The organism is Amycolatopsis rhabdoformis, assembly GCF_035918295.1.
In the GTDB taxonomy this organism is placed as follows: domain Bacteria; phylum Actinomycetota; class Actinomycetes; order Mycobacteriales; family Pseudonocardiaceae; genus Amycolatopsis; species Amycolatopsis rhabdoformis.
Genome location: NZ_CP142149.1, coordinates 191,600 through 213,578 on the forward strand (window position 1 = coordinate 191,600; position 21,979 = coordinate 213,578).

Here is a 21,979-nt window from a genome sequence, read left to right on the forward strand (position 1 = left end):
TCGGGAGGTGTCGCTGGGGCTGAGCCCGGTTCTCCGGTGAGGAGCTTGGTTTCCTGGTGTTCCCCGCTGCCGGGATCGTCGCTGCAGCTGAGCCTGCTCCTCGGAACCGGCGCCCACACCCGGTGCTCGCTCCTGCGGGACTGTTGCCGCAGCCAGCCAGCCCCCGCCCGCTTTGTGGAGCTGGCGCTCGCTGCTCGGCACTTGTAGCTGCGGCAACGCCGCCGCATCCGAGGCTGCTTCTCCGAAAAGGCGCTCGCTCCTTGCCGCTCAACTCCGGCGCCTGCCGCTGCGGGGAACGTTGCTGCAGCTGGAGCGGCTTCTCCTAGCCGGAGCCGCGTCGCGGCGCTGTGTGGTTTCGGGAGGCGCTACTGCGGCTGAGTCAACTTCTCCGTGGCGGCGCTCGCCGCCGATGGAGTCGTTGCTGCAGCCGAGCCTGCTTCTCCGAACCGGCGCTCTGCGAGAGCGTTGCTGCGGCTGTGTCTGCTTCTCTGCACCGGAGTTCGCTTTCGGGCGCCCGCTCGCTGCACGAACGTCGCTGCAGCTGTAGCCGCTTCTGCATGCTGGCGCTCGCCTCCGGCGGTCGCCGATTGGAAGGCGCTGCTGCGGCTGAGCCTGCTTGTTCGTGTCGGAGTTCGCTTGCCGCGCTCGCCTGCGGCACGAACATCGCTGCAGCTCTAGCCACACTGGTTCCCGAAGTTCGCGCCGCGGCGGCGTGCGGCGTCCGGGCGCGTTGCGTGGCTGAGTCGCTTCTTCGGGTCGGAGCTCAGTTGCCGGAGCTTGTAGCTGCCGGAACGTTGTTGCAGCTGAAGGCGCTTCTGTGAGCCGGACGTCGCTTCGCGGCGCCGTGAGACTCGGGGAAGCGTTGCTGCCGCTAAGTCGCCTTCTCCGAACCGGAGCTCACATCCCGGCGCTCACCGCAGCAAAAACTGTTGCTGCAGTGCGCTTTCCGGTTCGCTCAGCGGTTCCAGAACCAATCCTTGTCCCGCGCCTGCTTGAGCGCCTGCTTCTTCCGATCAGGCGTCAGCCGGTCGAGGTAGAGCTTGCCGTCGAGGTGGTCGGTTTCGTGTTGCAGGCACTGCGCCAGGACGTCGATGCCCTCGACCTCGATCGGCTCGTTGCGGAGGTCGACGCCGCGCACCACCGCGTGCTTCGCGCGCACGGTCGGAAACCACAGCTCCGGCACCGACAGACAGCCCTCGCCGATCTCGTGGGTCTCCTCCGACAGGGAGACGATCTCGGGGTTGATCACGTACCCCGTCAACCCGCCCACGTCGTAGCTGAACACCCTCAGCCCCACCCCGATCTGCGGCGCCGCCAGCCCCGCGCGCCCGTCGGGCTTCACCGAGTCCAGCAAGTCGGTGACCAGCGCTTCGACCTTCTTGTCGAAGGTCGTCACCGGATCGCACACCGTCTTGAGCACCGGGTCCCCGAAGTAGCGCAGACCGCGCATCGCCATGATCGAACGTCCCTTTCCGGCCGAGTGTCCGGCCACGCAGTCTAATGACCACCCCGGACACGGCGACCCCGCCCGCTCCCGGAGCTGCGACTTGCCCGCTCGATCGTCGTCCCGCGTCCGCAACTCGACCTGGGCGCCCGCAGTACTCGGGACCAGTTCGGCGGTGCAGGTCGGCATCGTGCGGCCGGGTGTTCAGGCGCAGTCCGTCGCCAGCCCCCCGCGCAGTCTCGGTGCCGGAGAGCATCCGGTGCGGCCCGTCCGCCGGTCCCCGGGCACGCCCGAATGCAGGCCCTCCACGTCACCCGATACTCAAGCTCGCAAGCGCAGTCCCTTCGGGGTGGCGCGGAAGCCCGCCTCGCGGAGGATGTCGGCGAGTTCGGAGGTGAGGGCTTGCTCGCCGTCGGCGCGTTGGACGGCCAGTTGGCCCAGCCAGCCCTCGCGGACGGCCGTGGAGAGGCCCGCGGCGGCGGCCTGGAGGGGGGCGCGTTCGTCGGTGAAGCTGAGGAGGGAGCGGCCGCCGCGTTCGACGTAGAGGGTGGGGAGGCCGTCGACGAGGACCGCGAGGGCGCCGGCCTTGCGGGCGGGCCGGTGTTTCGTGTCGCCGGTGGCGGCGGGCCAGGGCAAGGCGGCGCCGTAGGGCTGGGCCGGGTCGGCGGCGGCCAGGACCACGGCCCGGTCGCTGCCCGGGCGGGCCGGCGAACCCGGCAGGCCCTCGGAGGCCGGGCCGGACAGGGCGCGCAGCCGGTCGACCGCGCCCTTCGCCGCGAACTGGGCCGCGCCGAGGCCCTCCACCACGTAGCCGCGCACCACCTGGCCCGCGTCTTCCATGCCCCGCAGCACCTTGTAGATCCCGGAAAACCCGCCGGTGACGCGCTCGGTGTCGAGCGCGCCGCGGGTCAGCACGCCGTGGCGCTCCAGGAACGCTTCGGTGCGCGCGTGGGCCCGGCGGGTCGGGTCTGTCTCCCGCACGGGCGTGAGCCCCCAGCGCCCGGCGACCGTGGGCGGGCCTGTGCGCGACGGCATCGCCGGGCGCCCCGCCCGCATCCGCGCGTACCGTCCGCGCGGCGCCTGCCGCCGTGGTTTGTGCGCGCCGTGGCCCGCGACCTGCGCGCGCAGCGGTGCCAGTGTGTCGCCGGTGACCAGCCCGGCCCACACGAGGTCCCACAGCGCCCCCGCGATGTCGCTGTCGTTCGGCGCCGATTCCAGCTGCGGCGTAACGCGGTCCACCAACTGCCGGAAGAACAGCGCACCACCCTCCAAAGTGGACAGCAAGGCCTCGTGCACCGGGCCCGCCGGCGCGTTTTCCTCGACCTCCGGCAGCAGCAGATCGGCCACGTCCGTGGGCGCGAGCGCCAGCCAGCCGTCACCACCGGACAGCGCGCCGCAACCCGCCCACGTGACCTCGCCCGCGGTGGTGAGTTCGTCGAGCAACGCCGGCGAATACCCCGGCAGCCGGCTCGGCAGGATCAGCGACTCGACGGCACTGGCCGGCAGCGGCGCGCCCGCCAGCTGCTCGACCACCGACAGCACGTCGTCGGCCGTCGGCGCCGACCGCATCCGCGCGCCGATCCCGTGCCACGACGGCAGGAACCGGCCCAGCGCCGCGGGCTCCACCGGCTCGACTTCCTTGCGCAGCTTCGCGAGCGACGCCCGCCGCAGCCGCCGCAGCACCGCCGCGTCGCAGTACTCGAGCCCCACCCCGTGGGTGTCCGGGTGCCCGACCGGGCTCAGCTCACCGCGCACCAGCCGGCCCTGCCCGGTCATCCGCTCGAGCACCCCGGTGACCACGGCCGACCCCAGCCCGAACCGCGCGGCCGCCGCCGCAGCCGGGAACGGTGCGCGAATCCGCGCGTAGCGCCCGAGCAGATCGCCCAGGGGGTCTTCCACCGGTTCCGTGAACGCTTCGGGCACCCCCACCGGCAACGCGACGCCCAGCGCATCGCGCACCCGCCCGGCGTCCTCGATCGCCAGATACCGTTCCTCACCCGCGATCCGCACCCGGATCGCGCGCCGCGCGGCCTCCAGCTCCGTGAGCCACTCCGGCCGGATGCCCCGCTCGCCGGCCTCCGCGACGGACAGATCACCGAGGAACCGCAACAGGTCAGCCGCGTCCTCCGCCGAACGCGCATGCCGATCGGGTTCGAGCCGCTGCAACGACCGCTCGACCTCGCGCACCGCGTCGGGATCCAGCAGCTCGCGGATCGCCTCCGTGCCCAGCAGCTCGGCCAGCAGCCCGGAATCCAGCGACAGCGCCGCCGCCCGCCGCTCGGCCAGTGGCGCGTCGGTCTCGTACAGGAACATCCCGACATACCCGAACAGCAGGCTCCGCGCGAACGGCGACGCCGCCGGCGTCTCCACCTCCACCAGCCGCACGCGCCGGGCCCTCACGTCGGCCATCAGCTCCCGCAGCCCGCCCACGTCGTACACGTCCTGCAGCACCTCGCGCATCGCCTCGAGCACCACGGGGAACCGCTCGTACTTCGACGCCACCGACAGCAGCTGCGACGCCCGCTGCCGCTGCTGCCACAACGGCGTGCGCCGCCGCGGATCCCGCCGCGGCAACAGCAGCGACCGCGCCGCGCACTCGCGGAACCGCGCCGCGAACACCGCCGACCCGCCGACCTCCGCCACGATCAGCTGCTCGACCTCCTCCGGGTCCAGCAGCACGTCGTCGGCGCCGATGGTGACCTCGCCGCCCTCGGCGTCGAGCACGTCGGGCAGGCGCAGCACGATGCCGTCGTCGGAGTGCGCCACCTGCGCGTCGACCCCGCGGTTTTCCCGCAGCCGCGCGGCGATCGCCAGCGCCCACGGCGCGTTGACCTGCGCCCCGAACGGCGAGTGCACCACGATCCGCCAGTCACCCAGCTCGTCGCGGTAGCGCTCGAGCAGGATCGTGCGGTCGTTGGGCACGTGCCGCGTCGCCGCCTTCTGCTCTTCCAGGTAGGCCAACAGGTTGTCGCACGCCCGCTGGTCGAGCCCGGCCGCCGCGGCCCGGTCGCGCGCCGCCGCGCTGTCCGAAGTGGACAGCTCCCGCACGAACGCGCCCAGCGCCCGCCCCAGCTCCAGCGGCCGCCCCGCCGCGTCGCCCTTCCAGAACGGCATCCGCGCGGGCTCACCCGGCGCGGGCACCACGATCACGCGGTCGTGGGTGATGTCGGTGATCCGCCACGACGACGTGCCCAGCAGGATGGTGTCGCCGACCCGCGACTCGTACACCATCTCCTCGTCGAACTCGCCCACGCGCGAGCCCGGTTTGTCGTCGGCCCCCGGGGTCATCACCGTGAACAGCCCGCGGTCGGGGATCGTGCCGCCGGAGGTGACCGCCAGCCGCTGCGACCCCGGCCGGCCGTGCAGCTCACCGGTGACGCGGTCCCACGTGATCCGCGCCCGCAGCTCGCCGAACTCCTCGCTCGGGTAGCGCCCGGCCAGCATGTCCAGCACCGCGTGGAGCGCGTCGTCGGGCAGCGCGGCGAACGGCGCCGCCCGCCGCACCAGCGCCGCGACCTCCGGCACCGTCCACGTTTCGAGCGCCACCATGGCCACCACGTGCTGCGCCAGCACGTCGAGCGGGTTGCGCGGGTACCGCACGGCCTCGATCGCGCCCGCCGCCATGCGTTCCGCCACCACCGCGCACGACACGAGGTCGCCGCGGAACTTCGGGAACATCACCCCGGACGACACGGCCCCCACCTGGTGCCCCGCACGTCCGACCCGCTGCAGCCCCGACGCGACCGTGGGCGGCGCCTCGATCTGCACCACGAGGTCGACCGCGCCCATGTCGATGCCCAGCTCCAGCGACGACGTGGCCACCACACACGGCAGCCGCCCCGACTTGAGCTCTTCTTCCACGTGGGTGCGCTGTTCGCGCGACATCGACCCGTGGTGCGCCCGCGCGATGGTGGGCGCCGCGCCCGTGGTGAGCCCCGACTGCCCGATCGCCTCGGCCGGGAACGTGTCGCCGGCGCCCAGCTCCGTCTGCTCCGCCGCCAGCTCGTTGAGCCGCGCGGTGAGCCGTTCGGTGAGCCGCCGCGAGTTGGCGAACACGATGGTGGAGCGGTGCGCCTGGATCAGCTCCAGCACGCGTTCCTCGACCGCGGGCCAGATCGACGGCCGCTTCACCTCCGCGCCCGCGATTTCTTCCTGCGTGCCGATGCCACCTTCGGACGGCAGCTGCGACAACGACGTGAGGTTCTCCAGCCGCTCCATCGGCGACGGCGCCGGCCCGTCGAGGTTCGCCATGTCCTCCACCGGCACCTCGACGCGGACCTCGATGGTCTTCGCCAGCTTCGGCTGCACCACCGTGACCGGCCGCCCGCCGGCCAGGAAGCTGCTCACCTCGTCGACCGGCCGCACGGTGGCCGACAACCCGATCCGCTGCGCGGGCTTCGGCAGCATCGCGTCGAGCCGCTCCAGCGACACCGCCAGGTGCGCGCCCCGCTTGCCGCCCGCCACGGCGTGGACCTCGTCGACGATCACCGTCTCGACCCCGGCCAGCGATTCGCGTGCCGACGACGTGAGGATGAGGAACAGCGACTCCGGCGTGGTCACCAGCACGTCGGGCGGGGTCTTGCCGAACGACCGGCGCTCGGCCGCCGTGGTGTCGCCGGTGCGCATGCCGACCTCGATGTCGGGCACCGGAAGCCCCAGCCGCCGCGACGCCTGCGAGATGCCCGCGAGCGGCGCGCGCAGGTTGCGCTGCACGTCGACCGCCAGCGCCTTCAGCGGCGAGACGTACAGGATCCGGCAGCGCTTGCGCGGCTCGGCCGGCGGCGGTTCCACGGACAGCCGGTCGAGTGCCCACAGGAACGCGGACAGCGTTTTACCGGACCCGGTGGGCGCCACCACCAGGGCGTGTTCCCCGGCGTGGGCGGCCCGCCAGGCCCCTGCCTGCGCCGCGGTCGGCGAGGCGAACGCCCCCTCGAACCACGTGCGGGTCGCGGGGGAGAAGAGGTCGAGGACGTCTTTTGCCACGTCATCCATCATGCGCGGCACCCCCGACAGTTTCCGGCGCGGTCGCCGCCGGTCCGCTCAGAGCGAACGCGGAGCCGCCCCGACCTGGTCGGGAACCGCGCCGGCCGTCTTGGCGAGCCCGAGGTGCGCGAGCGCCGCGGCCACGGCCAGGAACACCGCCAGCACCACGAACCCCGTGGTCGCCGTGCCGGTCACGTCCGTCAGCCAGCCCACCAGGTACGGGCCGGCGAACCCGCCGAGGTTGCCCAGCGCGTTGATCACGCCCATCGCCACCGCGACCACCTCGATCCCCAGCACCCGGCCAGGGATCGCCCAGAACGGCCCGTACGGCATGTACACCGCCGCGGCGACCAGGCACAACAGCACGAACCGCACCACCACCGGCCAGTCGACGAGGTTGCCGAGCAGCAGGCCCGCGATCGCCACGAGCAGCGGCGCGGTCACCGCCGCGCGCCGCCGGCCCGTGCGGTCGGACCACTGCGCGCACGCGATCATCGCGACCAGCGCGAACACGTACGGGATCGCCGAGAGCAGGCCGACCGCGGTGGCCGAGCCGTTCGTCAGCTCCTTCACCACCGTCGGCAGCCACAACGAGAAGCCGTAGAAGCCGGTGATCCAGAAGAAGTAGACGCCGATCAGCAGCAGCACCGAAGGGTTTTTCAGCGCCTGCCAATAACCCTGCTTCACGTACGCGGGCTTCGCGGCTTCTTCCGCGGACAGAGTGTCCTCGACGTATGCGCGTTCGGCGGGCGAGATCCACCGCGCCTTCGCGGGCCGGTCGGCCACCGTGAACCACCACACGACGGCCCACACGAGCGGCGGCAGGCCCTGCAGCACGAAAACCCAGCGCCACGACAGGTGGTCGAGCATCAGCCCGGACAGCGGCGACATGATGATCGCCGAGATCGGCAGGCAGCTCATCCACAACGCGTTCGCCCGCGCGCGTTCGGCCTGCGGGAACCACGACGCCAGCAGGATCAGCACGGCGGGCCACACCCCGCCCTCGAACACCCCGAGCAGCAACCGCGCGACGTACAGCTGCGTCTCGTTGCGCACCAGCCCGCACAGCACCGCCGCGACGGACCACGCGACCATCAGGATCAGCACGGTCTTGCGCGCGCTCCACTTCGCCGCCAGCACGGCCGCGGGGATCTGCAGCACGAGGTAGCCCACGAAGAAGATCCCGCTCGCCAACCCCTGCGCGCTCGCGGAAAGGGGCAGGTCGTGGCCGATGAACGGCAGGATCACCGCCACGTTCGTGCGATCGAGGTAGGCCAGCATGTACATGACCGCGGCCACCGGGATCACGCGGATCCAGCGTTGCCGGGGCAGGTCGCTCACGATTTTCGGCCCCCTCACGTCGCGCAGAGTGGCAGCCATGGTGCTTTGCGTCATCTCGTGGCGTCAAGACGTGGCCCGTTCTCCGGGTTCGGCACGCACGGTGACCTGCGGCGTGGGAACATCTGGCCCGCAGCTATCGCAAGGGGGAAACGGTGCGGATCCTGTCGGTGGACCTGGGGACGTCCAACACGGTCGCCGTGCTTTCCGCGCACGGCCGGCCGCCGCGGGTGGTCGAGGTGGACGGGTCGGCCAACATGCCCTCGGCGATCTTCGCCGGCGAGGACGGCACGATCATGGTCGGCCGCGACGCCGAACGCCGCGCGCGCCTGGACCCCACGAGGTTCGAGCCCAACCCCAAGCGCCGCATCGACGAGCAGACGCTGCTGCTGGGCACCGACATCGTGCCCGTGAACGAGGCGCTGGCCGCGATCCTGCGCCGCGTGCTCGACGAGACCACCCGCCAGCTCGGCGGCGAACAGCCCGACGAGGTCCGCCTCACGCACCCCGCGCAGTGGGGACCGGTGCGCCGCAACGTGCTGCTCTCGGCGGCCCGGCTCGCCGGCATCGGCGCGAGCGTGGTCCTGGTGCCCGAACCCGTCGCCGCGGCCGCGCACTTCGCGTCGTTCCCCGGCAAGGGCCTCGCGCCCGGCCAGGCGCTCGCGGTGTACGACCTCGGCGCCGGCACGTTCGACGTCGCGGTGGTCGGCGCGACGCAGAACGGCTACGTCGTGCTCGCCGAAGACGGCCTGCCCGACCTCGGCGGCCTCGACGTGGACCAGGCGCTGATGGTGCACGTCGGGCGCGAGGTTTCGCACTCGGATCCCCAGCGCTGGCAACGCCTTCTGCGCCCCGAGTCCACCGCCGACCGGCGCACGCGGCGCGCGTTGCAGGAGGATGTGCGGGCGGCCAAGGAGGCGCTGTCGCGGCACCCGCAGACCGAGGTGCCGATGCCGGAGCCGTTCAAGGACGTGCTGGTCACCCGCGGCGAGCTCGAAGGCCTGGTGCGTCCGGCGATGCTGCGCAGCGTGGAGTTGCTCGCGCGCACGCTGCGCACGGCGGGCCTCACGCCCGACCGGCTCGCCGGCATCTACCTGGTCGGCGGGTCGAGCCGGCTGCCGCTGGTCGGGTCGATGATCGCGGAGAAGCTCGACGTGGTGCCCGCGAGCCTCGACCAGCCGGAGACGGCCGTGGCGCTCGGCGCGCAGCACGTGGCGCGCGACGGGCTGTCGATGCGGACGCAGAACGTGGAAGGCCAGGTCGCGGCCGGTACGCCGGCGTACGCGCCGCCGGGCGGATACCCGCCGCCCCGGCAGCAACAGCCGCCCGCCGGCTACGCGCAGCCCTCGTTCCCGACCGGGCCGGCGCCGTCGAACTTCCCGACGTACTCGCCCGCTCCCGCCCCGGTGGCCGCGCCGGCGAAGAAGAGCCGGGCGAAGCTGTGGATCGGCGTCGCGGTGGCGGTGGTCGTGCTGGTCGCGGCGGGGCTCACGGTGTTCCTCACGTCGTCCTCGTCGGCGCAGACCTACACCGCCGACCAGTGCCGCACGCCCGGGCAGACCGACGCCCAGGGCCTCACCGGGTGCCTGCGCCAGCTCGCCGGGAAGGTCGCCGACACGGGCGGTTGCCGGCCGGGCATGGGCAACGGCCCGGCCGCGCCCGCGAAGAGCCTCGGCGCCACTTCGACGTGTGCGGCGCCGGGTCGCGCGGGCACGCAGGTGACGTACGTGCAGGGCTCCTCGGCTGCGGTGCTGAAGCAGTACACGGACGGGTTGCTCGCCTCCGCGGGCGGTGATCGCGTCGAGGCCGCGTGGAAGGGCAACGGGCTCGAGGGCCACTACTCGTCGGCGGCCGGGCAGAACGCGGCGGTGCTCGTGTTCACGGTGTCCGACCGGCCGCTCGTCGGGTTCATCTACCAGGTCAATTCCGCAGGTCAGGGCGCCGCGCCGACCCCGGGGACGCTCGCGGACTACTTCGAGCAGAGCGTGCAGCCCGGCGAGTGACGGATTTCCGTTCGCAGCCGCGGCGCGAACGGGCCGTTCGCGCCGCCGCGAAACCCGCGAGCTAGCATTCGGCCGATGCGTATCACGGTTTTCCGGCGGCTCATGGCGGACGAGTTCGGCCCCGGGCGGGCCGCTGTGCTGGCCCAGGACCACGTGCTCAGCGGGCTCGGCGGCAAGACCGTCGACCAGGCGCTGGCGGCGGGAATCTCGGCGAAGCAGATCTGGCGTGAGGTGTGTGAGGCCTTCGACATCCCGCCGGAACGGCGCTGACCTGCGGTTTCCAGGGTCGATCGGGGGAGAGGCAGCTCGAAAGAGCGAAAAATCCTAGCGGACGGGCGTGTCGCCGCAACCCTCGAACACCTGTTCGTCTACAGTGTTGTGCACACCGGGGGCCGGCGATCCACAGATCGGTCGCCGCGCCGAGAATTGTCGGTCCCTCCCCGTAGCGTCGGACCGGACAGAGCTTGATCTGGACAACCGAACAAGCCACACAGGCCAACCAGCGAGGTGGACCCCAATGCCAGCAGCACCCGACAAGGACAAGGCTCTCGAGCTCGCCCTTGCGCAGATCGACAAGCAGTACGGCAAGGGCTCGGTGATGCGCCTCGGCGAAGAGGGCCGCGCGCCCATCGCCGTGATCCCCACCGGCGCGATCGCCCTCGACGTCGCGCTCGGGATCGGCGGGCTGCCGCGAGGCCGTGTCATCGAGGTCTACGGGCCGGAATCCTCCGGTAAGACCACGGTCGCCCTGCACGCGGTGGCCAACGCGCAGAAGGCCGGCGGCATCGCGGCGTTCATCGACGCGGAGCACGCGCTGGACCCGGAGTACGCCAAGAAGCTCGGCGTCGACACCGACGCGCTGCTGGTGTCGCAGCCCGACACCGGTGAGCAGGCGCTGGAGATCGCGGACATGCTGATCCGCTCCGGCGCGCTCGACATCCTGGTCATCGACTCCGTCGCCGCGCTCGTGCCGCGCGCCGAGATCGAGGGCGAGATGGGTGACTCGCACGTGGGTCTCCAGGCTCGCCTGATGAGCCAGGCGCTGCGCAAGATGACCGGTGCGATGAACAACTCCGGCACCACGGCGATCTTCATCAACCAGCTGCGCGAGAAGATCGGCGTCATGTTCGGCTCGCCGGAGACCACGACCGGTGGCAAGGCGCTCAAGTTCTACGCCTCGATCCGGCTCGACGTGCGCCGCATCGAGACCCTCAAGGACGGCGGCGAGCCGGTCGGCAACCGCACCCGCGTCAAGGTCGTGAAGAACAAGATGGCCCCGCCCTTCAAGCAGGCCGAGTTCGACATCCTCTACGGCCACGGCGTCTCCCGCGAAGGCTCGCTCATCGACATGGGCGTCGACCAGGGCATCCTGCGCAAGTCCGGCGCTTGGTACACCTACGAGGGCGACCAGCTCGGCCAGGGCAAGGAAAACGCGCGGAAGTTCCTGCGCGACAACCCGGACATCGCCAACGAGATCGAGAAGCGCATCAAGGAGAAGCTCGGCATCGGCGCCCAGGTCGACGCCGAGGTCGCTGAAGCTGCGGTGCCGGCGCCTGTGGACTTCTGAAGTCGATCGGAGGGGTGAGTCGTGTTCGCGGAACGCGCTCACCCGGCTGATCGATTCGAGTCGGTCGGCGGGGTGAAGTGTGCTCGCGGAGTGCGCTTGCCTGGCGGATCGGCTTGAGTCGGTCGGTGGGGTGAGGTGTGCTCGCGGAGTGCGCTTGCCTGGCGGATCGGCTCAGGTGTCCTGTGGGGGTCGAACCCCCACACCCCCGCCAGGGGCGAGCCCCCTGGACCCCGGCGGGGTTGGGTTGGGTTGGTGAGGTGACTGGCTGATTCGGGTGGGGTGTGCTCGCGAAGGGCGCTTGCCTGGATCATCTGCGGTGTCGTGTGGGGTCGAACCCCATGTTCCCGCCAGGGGCGAGCTGTTGGGCTCCCGGTGGGGTTGGTTTGAGGTGTGCTCGTCGGGGCGGATAGCCGGGGATGTGCGGCGGTCTGACGGCTAGGGCGGGGTTGGTGGAGTGAGTGTGCCGAGTCGGCTGGTCGGTGGGGGATCGTCGGCTCGGTGAGGTGGCTGCCTTGCGGGAGTAGGCGGTTGAGCGGCGGAGGTGCTGTCTGTCCGGGAGGGCAGGTGGCGGCGGTGTGTGGTGAAGGAGGACGGGCGTAGTGGCGAGGGCGCCGAAGGTGGAGCCGGCCGAGTTGGCGCCGGAGGAGCGGGCGAAGAAGGCCAAGGAGATCTGCTTCGATCTCCTGGCCGCGCGGCCGCGGACGGTCGACGAGCTGCGGCAGACGTTGCGGCGCAAGGGCTTCGACGACGACACCATCGAAACCCTCCTCGGCAAGCTCGACCGCGCCGGGCTCGTCAACGACGCCGAGTTCGCCGAGATGTGGGTCAAGGCCCGGCACGCCGGCCAAGGGCTTTCGCGCACGGCGCTGGTGGCCGAGTTGCGGCGCAAGGGCGTCGACGACGAGATCGCAGTGCAGGCCGCCGGCGAGGTCGACCGCGAAGCGGAAGAGCAGCGGGCGCGCGAGCTCGTGCGGAAACGCTTGGGGTCACTCGGAAACGTCGACGAGCAGACCGCCATCCGCCGCCTGCTCGGGTTCCTGGGGCGCAAGGGCTATCCGCAAGGCCTCGCCTACACCGTCATCCGCGACGAGCTCCGCGAATACGGCGCCGAATCCACCATCCTCGACGACGCCACCCTCGACTGAACCGCTCCGAAGCCGGCCCGGTGCACTAGTTCGGCTCCCACCGCCGAAGCGACAAGGGCCTCACCACCGAGTGAGCCATGGCGCTCCTGCCCCCGGCGAACCCGAGGCAGGAGCGCCGAAAGCAAGTCACCCGCGAAGCGCAGCAGCCTCCGCTGCCAGCTTCTCCACCGTCCCGAAGTCCTTGGCCGCCAACAGCTTCGCGGGCGTCAGCCACGAGCCGCCGATGCAGCCGACGTTGGGCAGGGCCAGGTAGGACGGTGCGGAGTCCACCGTGATGCCGCCGGTCGGGCAGAAGGTCAGGGCCGGCAGGGGGCCGCCGAGGGACTTCAGGAAGGCGACGCCGCCGCTGGCTTCCGCGGGGAAGAACTTCAGGGCGGTGAGGCCGCGTTCCGTCAGACGCATGGCTTCGGACACCGTGGCGGCGCCGGGCAGGAACGGGAGGTTGGTGGCGAAGCAGGCGTCGAGCACGGCGTCGGTGCAGCCGGGGGTCACGAGGAACTTCGCGCCCCTGTCGGCGGCCTGCGCGGCTTGCGCGGGGGAGGTCACCGTGCCCGCGCCGACGACGATGTCCGGCACCTCGGAGGCCACGCGCTCGATGGCGGCGAGCGCGGCCGGCGTGCGCAGCGTCAGCTCGATCACGCCGATCCCGCCGGCGAGCAGGGCGCGCGCGGTGGGTACGGCGTCGTCGGCGTCGTCGATCACGACGACGGGCATGACGGGGGACAGGGCGAGCAGGTCCGAGCCCGTGGTCACTGACCGACCTCCTGGGTTTCCAAAGTGTGCACTGACAGTCCGAGTGTGCCCCGCTCGCCCGGAGCGGCGCGGAGCAGGTCCAGCTCCGCGGTGAGCGGGCCGAACACGCTGGCGCCCTGGTCGGCGGGACCGACCGCGCGCCGCAGCGCGGCGAACAGCTCTCGGCCAGTGCCGTCCGCCTCGGCGACCGGCGCGTCCACCAGGTCGCGGCGGGCGAACTCGTCGGCCTCGATTAGCACGTCGAGGGTGCCGGTGCGGGCGTCGAAGCGCACGATGTCGCCGTCGGCCAGGCGCGCGATCGGCCCGCCCACGGCGGCTTCCGGCGTGACCTGGATGGCCGCGGGGATCTTGCCCGACGCGCCGGACATCCGGCCGTCGGTGAGCAACGCGACCTGGAAACCGCGGTCCATCAACACCCCCAGCGCCGGCGTGAGGCCGTGCAGCTCCGGCATGCCGTTGGCCTGCGGACCCTGCTGCCGCAACACAACCACGACGTCACGGTCGAGCTCACCGGCCTCGAACGCCACCGTGAACGGCTCCTGCGACGTGAACACCCGCGCCGGCGCCTGCACCACGCGGTGTTCCGGCGCCACCGCCGAAACCTTCGTCACGGCCCGGCCCAGGTTGCCGGCCACCATGCGCAGCCCGCCGTCCGGCGCGAAGGGGCGCCACACCGGCCGCAGCACGTCCTCGTCGAGGCTGCGGGTGGGCACGTCGCGCCACACCAGCTCACCGTCGGACAGGATCGGCTCCTGCGTGTAGCGGCGCAGCCCGAACCCGGCGACGGTGTGCACGTCCTCGTGCAGGAACCCGGCGTCGAGCAGCGTGCCGACCAGGAACTGGATGCCGCCCGCGGCGTGGAAGTGGTTGATGTCCGCAGCGCCGTTCGGGTACACGCGCGCCAGCAGCGGCACCACGGCCGAGAGGTCCGAGAAGTCGTCCCACGTCAGCTGGATGCCCGCCGCCGCGGCCACCGCGACGAGGTGCATGGTGTGGTTGGTCGAACCACCCGTGGCGAGCAGCGCGACGATGCCGTTCACGAACGCTTTTTCGTCCAGCACCCGGGAAATCGGCGTGTACTCGGCGCCGCGCGACAGCGCGACCACCCGCCGGCCGGCCTCCTCCGTCAACGCTTGGCGCAGTGGCGTGTTCGGCGGCACGAAGCTCGCACCCGGCAGGTGCAGGCCCATCACCTCCACCACCATCTGGTTCGAGTTCGCCGTGCCGTAGAACGTGCACGTGCCCGCCGAGTGGTACGACGCCGCCTCCGCGTCGAGCAGGTCCTCGCGCGTGGCGCGGCCCTCGGCGTAGAGCTGGCGCACGCGGGCCTTTTCCTTGTTGGGCAAGCCGGAGTTCATCGGCCCGGCCGGCACGAGGATCGCCGGCAGGTGCCCGAACGACAGCGCGCCGATCAGCAGGCCGGGCACGATCTTGTCGCACACGCCGAGCAGCAGCGAAGCGTCGAACAGGTCGTGGGACAGCGCGATCGCCGTCGCCATCGCGATCACCTCGCGGCTGAACAGCGACAGCTCCATGCCCGCCCGGCCCTGCGTGATCCCGTCGCACATCGCCGGCACCCCGCCCGCGAACTGCGCCACGCCACCCGCGGCGCGCACCGACTTCTTGAGCCACTCCGGGTACTCGCGCATCGGCTGGTGCGCCGAGAGCAGATCGTTGTACGACGACACGATCGCCACGCCGGGCGCCCGCAGCTCGCGCAGCGCCGCCTTGTCCACGCCCTCCATCGCGGCGAACCCGTGCGCGAGGTTGCTGCACGCGAGGCCCCGGCGCACCGGACCTTCTTCGTGGGCCGCGGCGCTGCGCGCGAGGTGTGCGGCCCGCGTCTGCGCACTGCGCGCGACGATGCGCTCGGTGACCTCGGCGACGACGGGATGAGTGCTGCTCATGTCCGGCTCCCGGTGGTGGTGGGGGTCCGCAGGACGGCAGCTCTGGCGTCTCAGGAACGTGACGGGCCCCACGGTAGCCGGTGTGAGCCGGGTTATCAAAATCGATTCAGTAAATCTGGGGAAACAGCGTGTGGCGGCACGCTGTCCCCCCTCGTCACGGAGCCGTGGTCGTCCAGGTGACCGGCAGCGAGTGGACGCCGTAGATGTTCATGTCCGTCCGCAGCGGCACCTCCTCGGCGGGAACGGCCAGCTTCAGCGTGGGGAACCGGCGGAACAGCGCCGCGAACCCGGCCCGCATCTCGATGCGCGCCAGCTGCTGCCCGAGGCACTGGTGCACGCCGTGGCCGAACGCCAGCTGCCCGCGCGCGTTGCGGTGGATGTCCAGCGTGTCCGGGTTCTCGAACCGTCGCGGGTCGTGGTTGGCGGCCAGCAGGGAGACCACCACGGTCGAGCCCGCCGGGATCGTCTCGCCGCCGAGCTCGAGGTCCTCGGTGGCGTAGCGGAAGTTGATGTCGACCACCGACAGGTACCGCATGAGCTCCTCGACGGCCCCGGGCATCAGCTCCGGGTCGGCGCGCAGCTCGGCCAGCTGCTCGGGGTGCTCCAACAGCGCGAACGTGCCCAGCGCCAGCATGTTCGCCGTGGTCTCGTGGCCGGCGAGCAGCAGCAGGAACGCGATGCCCGTGAGCTCCTCGATGCCGAGGTCGTCCTGACGTGCCAGGTCCGACAGGATGTCGTCACCCGGCTCGGCCCGCTTGCCCGCGACGAGCCCGCCCAGGTACGTGGTGAGCGCCCCGTAGGCGGCCATCTTCTCCTCGAGCTCCTGCTCCTTGACCAGGAACTTCGCCGAGTTGGCCTGGAAATCGGCCCGGTCCTCGTACGGCACGCCCAGCAGCTCGCAGATCACCAGCGACGGCACCGGCAGCGCGAACTCCTTGACCAGGTCCACCGTCGGCGTCAGCTGGGCCATCGCGTCCAGCTGCCGCTCCACGACCTCGGCGATGTGGTCTTCCAGCTGCTTCATCCGCTTCACGGTGAACGCGCCGGTGAGCTTGCGCCGCAGCCGCGAGTGATCCGGCGGATCCATCGCGATGAACAACCCCGGCACCTGCGGCGACGGCTCCGTCGCGACCGGCATCCCGGGCGTCTCGTAGGGCACGTGCAGCACGCCGAGGTCCTGGCGCGAGCTGAACCGCGTGTCGGCCAGCAGCTGCCGCAGCTCGTCGTACCCGGTCACCAGCCAGCCCTCGTGCCCGTCCGGGAACAGCATCGGGCTCACCGGGCGCGCGTCCCGCACCCGCGAAATCTCCCGCGGCGGATCGAACGGCCCCGCGTCACGCTCCAGCGGCAACCCCTGCGGGACGGACACCGTGTGGCTCATGGGATTTCCTTTCGTGGTGGTCTTGGGGACCACCATGCCCACTCGCGCTGACACGGCCCTGATACCGCTCTGACAGCGGCGCCGGGTCCGACGGAATTCGGGCAAGTCGCCCACCACCTCAACGCGGCCCAAACCGGAGAGTGGCCCCCGTTTTTCCAGGTGGCACCGCGTCGCGCCGGCGCTCCGACGGCCTCACGACGGTCTCACCACGGCCCACGCATCACGACACGGCACCAAGAGGGGTCGACTCCCAAGGTCAACAGGCAATACGCTGGGGAATGTGCTACTTGTCACATAGCACAACGCGAGGCAGAGTCGTACGTGGCGAAAGTGATCGTCACCCCGGTTCCTGTCAGCCCCACCGAACAGGGAGGCTCCCGATGTCCACCACAGAGCTCGCCGAACTGCGGCGCACCATCGGCCAGTTGCGGCAGTGCGTGGGCGCCCTGCGCTCTCGGTACGGCGACGCGTCGGCTGTGCGCCGGCTGGCCAACGATGTCGAGCGGCTCGACATCGACACCGCGGAGCTGGACGGCCACCCGCAGGCCGTGCCGGCGCAGGCGAAACCCGTGGACCGCGTGCCGGTTCCGGACACTCCGTACGATCCGGCGCTCTGGCAAGGCGCCGATGACGAGGGTGTCGGCGGCTACAAGCGCGACCAGCGGTGAGCGCCCCCGCTGACAACGACGTCAGCCGGGACGGTTCCGGCGTCCGCTCTCCGGGGCGGGCGCTGTTGGCCGACCGGACGTTGCGCACCGACCGGTGGTGGCTGCAACCCCTGCTCACGGTGCTGGGGCTGGCCACGTTCATCGTCTACGCGACCGTGCGGGCCTTCGTGCGCACTGCGTACTGGGTGCCCGACTACCACTACCTGACGCCGTTCTATTCGCCCTGTGTGTCCACTTCCTGTGTCGAAGGCTCGAGCCACTTCGGGCACTGGTTCGGCGACTTCCCGAGCTGGATCCCGCTCGGGGCGCTGGTCCTGCCGTTCCTGCTCGGCTTCCGCCTGACCTGCTACTACTACCGCAAGGCGTACTACCGCTCGGTCTGGTTCTCGCCGCCCGCGTGCGCGGTGGCCGAGCCGCACGCGAAGTACAGCGGCGAGACGAAGCTGCCGCTGATCATCCAGAACGTGCACCGCTACTTCTTCTACGTCGCGGTGATCGTGTCGCTGGTCAACACCTACGACGCCGTGGTGGCGTTCCAGAGCCCGAGCGGTTTCGGGTTCGGGCTGGGCAACATCATCATCGTCGCCAACGTGGTGCTGCTGTGGGCGTACACGATCTCCTGCCACTCGTGCCGGCACGTCACCGGCGGGCGGCTGAAGCACTTCTCCAAGCATCCCGTCCGGTACTGGGTCTGGACTCAGGTCTCGAAGCTCAACACCCGGCACATGAACCTCGCGTGGACCACGCTCGGCACGCTCGTGCTGACCGACCTCTACGTGATGCTCGTGTCGAGTGGTGCCATCGCGGATCTGCGGTTCGTCGGCTAGCGTCGGCACTCTCTTCCCAGCAGTGAAAGACAACGGCGTCCCAGCTCCGAGGTGGCTCTATTCATGACCGAGGTCGAACGGCACAGCTACGACGTGGTGGTGATCGGTGCCGGCGGCGCCGGTCTGCGCGCGGTGATCGAGGCGCGCGAACGCGGCTTCAGCGTGGCAGTGGTGTGCAAGTCCCTGTTCGGCAAGGCCCACACCGTGATGGCCGAAGGCGGCTGCGCGGCATCGATGGGCAACGCGAACTCGAACGACAACTGGCAGGTGCACTTCCGCGACACCATGCGCGGCGGCAAGTTCCTCAACAACTGGCGCATGGCCGAACTGCACGCCAAGGAAGCCCCCGACCGCGTGTGGGAGCTGGAAACCTACGGCGCGCTGTTCGACCGCACGGCCGACGGGCGCATCAGCCAGCGCAACTTCGGCGGCCACACCTACCCGCGCCTCGCGCACGTCGGTGACCGCACGGGGCTCGAACTGATCCGCACGATGCAGCAGAAGATCGTTTCGCTGCAACAGGAAGACTTCGCGAAGTACGGCGACTACGAAGCGCGGATCAAGGTCTTCGCCGAGTGCACCGTGACCGAACTGCTGCTCAACGACGGCAAGGTCGCCGGCGCGTTCGGCTACTGGCGCGAAAGCGGCCGGTTCATCCTGTTCGACGCGCCGGCCGTGGTGCTGGCGACGGGTGGCATCGGGAAGTCGTTCAAGGTCACGTCGAACTCGTGGGAGTACACGGGTGACGGCCACGCGCTGGCCCTGCGCGCGGGCGCGAAGCTGATCAACATGGAGTTCGTGCAGTTCCACCCCACCGGCATGGTGTGGCCGCCGAGTGTGAAGGGCATCCTCGTGACCGAGGGCGTCCGCGGCGACGGTGGAGTACTCAAGAACTCCGACGACAAGCGGTTCATGTTCGAGTACGTGCCCGACGTGTTCAAGGGCCAGTACGCGGACAGTGAGGACGAAGCCGACCGCTGGTACGCCGACGCGGACAACAACCGCCGCACGCCCGACCTGCTGCCGCGCGACGAGGTGGCGCGCGCGATCAACAGCGAGGTCAAGGAAGGCCGCGGCTCCCCGCACGGCGGCGTGTACCTCGACATCGCGAGCCGCCTGCCGGCCGAGGAGATCCGCCGCCGGCTGCCGTCGATGTACCACCAGTTCAAGGAACTGGCCGACGTCGACATCACCAAGGAGGCCATGGAGGTCGGCCCCACCTGCCACTACGTGATGGGCGGCATCGAGGTCGACCCGGACACGGGCGCGGCGAGCGTGCCCGGCCTGTTCGCGGCGGGGGAGTGCTCCGGCGGCATGCACGGCTCCAACCGGCTGGGCGGCAACTCGCTGTCCGACCTGCTGGTGTTCGGCCGCCGCGCGGGCCTCGGCGCCGCGTCCTATGTGGACGGCCTCGGCGACTCGCGGCCGCAGGTGACCGAAGCCGACGTGGACGCCGCGGCGAAGATGGCGCTGGCGCCGTTCGACCCGCCGGCCCAGGGCGTGGCGGAGAACCCGTACACGCTGCACACCGAGCTGCAGCAGTCGATGAACGACCTCGTGGGCATCATCCGCAAGGCCGGCGAGATCCGGCAGGCGATCGAGAAGCTCGGCGAGATCCGGCAGCGGATGGCGCAGGTGACCGTGGAGGGCCACCGGCAGTTCAACCCCGGCTGGCACCTCGCCGTGGACCTGCGCAACATGCTGCTGGTGAGCGAGTGCGTCGCCCAGGCCGCGCTGCTGCGCACCGAAAGCCGCGGCGGCCACACCCGCGACGACTTCCCGAGCATGGACGCCGACTGGCGGCACAAGCTCCTGGTGTGCTCGGCCAAGGCGGGGGACAATCCCGTGGTACCGGACGTCGACGTGGTGGAAAAGGAGCAGATCCCGCTCCGGGAGGACCTGCTCGAGCTGTTCGAGCTCGACGAGCTCGGCAAGTACTTCACCGACGCCGAGCTGGAGAACCACTCCGGGAGGAACGCGTGAGCTACAAGGCCAGTTTCCGGGTGTGGCGCGGCGACGAGACCGGCGGCGAGCTGCAGGACTACAAGGTCGAGGTGAACGAGGGCGAGGTCGTCCTCGACATCATCCACCGCTTGCAGGCCACGCAGGCCTCCGACCTCGCCGTGCGCTGGAACTGCAAGGCGGGCAAGTGCGGCTCCTGCTCGGCCGAGGTGAACGGCAAACCGCGCCTGATGTGCATGACGCGGATGTCCACGTTCACCGAGGAAGAGGTGATCACGGTGACGCCGATGCGCACGTTCCCTGTGATCCGCGACCTCGTCACGGACGTGTCCTTCAACTACACGAAGGCCCGCGAGATCCCGTCGTTCACGCCGCCGCCCGACCTCAAGCCGGGCGAGTACCGGATGCAGCAGGTGGACGTCGAACGCTCGCAGGAGTTCCGCAAGTGCATCGAGTGCTTCCTGTGCCAGAACACCTGCCACGTGGTGCGTGACCACGAGGAGAACAAGGAGTCCTTCGCCGGCCCGCGTTACCTCATGCGGATCGCCGAGCTGGAGATGCACCCGCTCGACGTGGCCGACCGGCGCGACGCCGCGCAGGACGAACACGGGCTCGGGTACTGCAACATCACGAAGTGCTGCAGTGAGGTGTGCCCGGAAGGCATCCACATCACGGACAACGCGCTGATCCCGATGAAGGAACGCGTGGCCGACCGCAAGTACGACCCCATCGTGTGGCTGGGGAACAAGCTGTTCCGCAGGTGATCCGCGCGCAGCTGGCCGGCGCCGTCGTGACCGCGCTGGCCGCTGCGTGCGCGGACTCGACGGCCCGGCTGCGGGGTTCCCTCGCGGCCGGCACCGCCGACGCCTACAGCGACATCGACGTGGAGTGGATCGTGCCCGACGGGCGCGTGCCCGCCTGTGTGGCCGACATTCGGCCGGTTCTGGACCGCGTGCGCGCGGTCGCCGCCGTGCGCACGTCGCCTGACTTCTTCCACTCACGGCAACGGCGGTTGGTGTTCGTGCGCTTCGCCGGGGTGCCGCTGTTCTGGCGGCTGGATCTGGCGGTGCGGGAGGTGTCGGCGACGGCCGACCCCGGTTCCGGCGACCCCGCCGCGCACGCCCGCGAAGGCGAGTGGTCCCGCCCCGCGAGTGCGCTGGCCAACGCGCTCGGCGCGATCAAAGCGGTGGCCCGCGGCCGGACGGCGGACGCGAACGGGTTGCTGGAGAGGGGTTTCGCCCGCATCGATGAGCCGAACCCGGCCACGGGGCAGTGGGTGGACGACGTCACGCGGCTTTCGCGCGCGGCCGCCGCCCGTGAACCGGAGCTCGCGCCGCTGGCCGAGGAGACGATCGCCCTGGCCAGGGCGGAACTCGGCGCCTGAGCGCCGAGCCCCGCCGACCCGTCAGATCGAGTAGGTGACGTTGGTGACCGGGCTGTTGCGGGCCTGCACGCGAACCTCCACATTGGACGCGGTGTTGGCCGGCCACTTGATGGTGCCCGTGCCGAGCGTGCCGCAGCTGACGGACTGCCACGGGTCCGGGTTGCGGGCCTTGCCCATGCGGGCCTGGACGCACGCCGTCTGGTTGGTGCCGGACTGCACGTTCCAGGTGATGCGCAGCTTGCCGCCCCAGCCGCTGGCCGGGCTGGTGTAGGAGCATTCCTTCGAAACCGGGCCCCACTTCATCAGGAAACCCGAGGTGCGGCTCTTGCACAACGCCAGCACGCTCGCCGACGCCGAATCCGCGGTGGAAGCCGACGCCGGCGCCGTGGCGAAAGTGGCCGTGGCCAGGCTGGCCGCCGCGAAAGCGGCGACGACGGCCGTGATGCGGGCGCGCTTGGGCGCACCGATTTCACTCATGTTCTTCACTCTTTCCCCAGTTCTTCCCAGTGGCCGTTCATGATCAACGGCTTGATCCGAGTATTGCAGCGAATCATCCGAAATGCACGTCCTGTCAGAAAAAAGCGCGTGACCAGGCATGATGTGGATCTTGCGAAAAC

The 21,979-nt window shown here is 70.8% G+C and carries 16 protein-coding genes; 9 read left to right on the forward strand and 7 right to left on the reverse strand.

What is annotated here, in order from left to right:
- Positions 1 to 955: 955 nt before the first annotated feature.
- From def to VSH64_RS00910, 3 genes are all read right to left on the reverse strand, one after another.
- Entirely contained in the window at positions 956 to 1,456 is a 501-nt protein-coding gene (gene def, locus VSH64_RS00900) for a peptide deformylase (RefSeq protein ID WP_326569647.1), read from the reverse strand.
- Between the two features lie 309 nt (positions 1,457 to 1,765).
- The gene (locus tag VSH64_RS00905) at positions 1,766 to 6,439 is read right to left on the reverse strand and encodes an ATP-dependent helicase (RefSeq protein ID WP_456062090.1); all 4,674 of its coding nucleotides are present in this window, start codon (positions 6,437 to 6,439) and stop codon (positions 1,766 to 1,768) included.
- Positions 6,440 to 6,484: 45 nt separating this feature from the next.
- Positions 6,485 to 7,786, reverse strand: coding sequence for an MFS transporter (locus tag VSH64_RS00910; protein ID WP_326569648.1), 1,302 nt, complete (start codon positions 7,784 to 7,786; stop codon positions 6,485 to 6,487).
- A 134-nt stretch (positions 7,787 to 7,920) separates the two neighbouring features.
- On the opposite strand from VSH64_RS00910, the gene VSH64_RS00915 reads away from it, so the two are divergent.
- The 4 genes from VSH64_RS00915 (at position 7,921) to VSH64_RS00930 (ending at position 12,480) form a co-directional block, all read left to right on the forward strand.
- Complete coding sequence (locus tag VSH64_RS00915) at positions 7,921 to 9,768, forward strand: Hsp70 family protein (protein WP_326569649.1); 1,848 nt, start codon at positions 7,921 to 7,923, stop codon at positions 9,766 to 9,768.
- A gap of 75 nt (positions 9,769 to 9,843) precedes the next feature.
- Positions 9,844 to 10,038 (forward strand): DUF3046 domain-containing protein, encoded by a 195-nt coding sequence (locus VSH64_RS00920; protein ID WP_326569650.1) that lies wholly within the window; start codon positions 9,844 to 9,846, stop codon positions 10,036 to 10,038.
- A gap of 247 nt (positions 10,039 to 10,285) precedes the next feature.
- Positions 10,286 to 11,335, forward strand: coding sequence for a recombinase RecA (gene recA / locus VSH64_RS00925; protein ID WP_326569651.1), 1,050 nt, complete (start codon positions 10,286 to 10,288; stop codon positions 11,333 to 11,335).
- A gap of 617 nt (positions 11,336 to 11,952) precedes the next feature.
- Positions 11,953 to 12,480 carry a regulatory protein RecX gene (locus VSH64_RS00930; protein WP_326837865.1) on the forward strand — a complete coding sequence of 176 codons (528 nt, stop codon included), beginning with the start codon at positions 11,953 to 11,955 and terminating at the stop codon, positions 12,478 to 12,480.
- 126 nt (positions 12,481 to 12,606) lie between these two features.
- Here the strand turns inward: VSH64_RS00930 and eda are convergent, their stop codons facing one another.
- The 3 genes from eda to VSH64_RS00945 form a co-directional block, all read right to left on the reverse strand.
- On the reverse strand, positions 12,607 to 13,233 hold the full coding sequence (gene eda, locus VSH64_RS00935) for a bifunctional 4-hydroxy-2-oxoglutarate aldolase/2-dehydro-3-deoxy-phosphogluconate aldolase (RefSeq protein WP_326569652.1): 627 nt from the start codon (positions 13,231 to 13,233) through the stop codon (positions 12,607 to 12,609).
- Positions 13,230 to 15,140 carry a phosphogluconate dehydratase gene (gene edd / locus VSH64_RS00940; RefSeq protein ID WP_326569653.1) on the reverse strand — a complete coding sequence of 637 codons (1,911 nt, stop codon included), beginning with the start codon at positions 15,138 to 15,140 and terminating at the stop codon, positions 13,230 to 13,232. Before edd ends, eda begins: the two co-directional genes overlap by 4 nt.
- A 154-nt stretch (positions 15,141 to 15,294) precedes the next feature.
- Positions 15,295 to 16,521: a cytochrome P450 gene (locus VSH64_RS00945; RefSeq protein ID WP_326569654.1), complete on the reverse strand. Its 1,227-nt coding sequence runs from the start codon at positions 16,519 to 16,521 to the stop codon at positions 15,295 to 15,297.
- Between the two features lie 380 nt (positions 16,522 to 16,901).
- On the opposite strand from VSH64_RS00945, the gene VSH64_RS00950 reads away from it, so the two are divergent.
- The 5 genes from VSH64_RS00950 (at position 16,902) to VSH64_RS00970 (ending at position 21,362) form a co-directional block, all read left to right on the forward strand.
- On the forward strand, positions 16,902 to 17,189 hold the full coding sequence (locus tag VSH64_RS00950) for a hypothetical protein (RefSeq protein ID WP_326569655.1): 288 nt from the start codon (positions 16,902 to 16,904) through the stop codon (positions 17,187 to 17,189).
- On the forward strand, positions 17,186 to 18,016 hold the full coding sequence (locus VSH64_RS00955; protein WP_326569656.1) for a hypothetical protein: 831 nt from the start codon (positions 17,186 to 17,188) through the stop codon (positions 18,014 to 18,016). The genes VSH64_RS00950 and VSH64_RS00955 overlap by 4 nt, the downstream gene beginning before the upstream one ends.
- A 63-nt stretch (positions 18,017 to 18,079) precedes the next feature.
- Positions 18,080 to 19,999 (forward strand): fumarate reductase/succinate dehydrogenase flavoprotein subunit, encoded by a 1,920-nt coding sequence (locus VSH64_RS00960; RefSeq protein WP_326569657.1) that lies wholly within the window; start codon positions 18,080 to 18,082, stop codon positions 19,997 to 19,999.
- Positions 19,996 to 20,742: a succinate dehydrogenase/fumarate reductase iron-sulfur subunit gene (locus tag VSH64_RS00965; protein ID WP_326569658.1), complete on the forward strand. Its 747-nt coding sequence runs from the start codon at positions 19,996 to 19,998 to the stop codon at positions 20,740 to 20,742. The genes VSH64_RS00960 and VSH64_RS00965 overlap by 4 nt, the downstream gene beginning before the upstream one ends.
- The gene (locus tag VSH64_RS00970) at positions 20,739 to 21,362 is read left to right on the forward strand and encodes a hypothetical protein (RefSeq protein ID WP_326569659.1); all 624 of its coding nucleotides are present in this window, start codon (positions 20,739 to 20,741) and stop codon (positions 21,360 to 21,362) included. Before VSH64_RS00965 ends, VSH64_RS00970 begins: the two co-directional genes overlap by 4 nt.
- Positions 21,363 to 21,383: 21 nt before the next feature.
- Here the strand turns inward: VSH64_RS00970 and VSH64_RS00975 are convergent, their stop codons facing one another.
- Entirely contained in the window at positions 21,384 to 21,839 is a 456-nt protein-coding gene (locus VSH64_RS00975) for a hypothetical protein (protein ID WP_326569660.1), read from the reverse strand.
- Between the last annotated feature and the right edge of the window lie 140 nt (positions 21,840 to 21,979).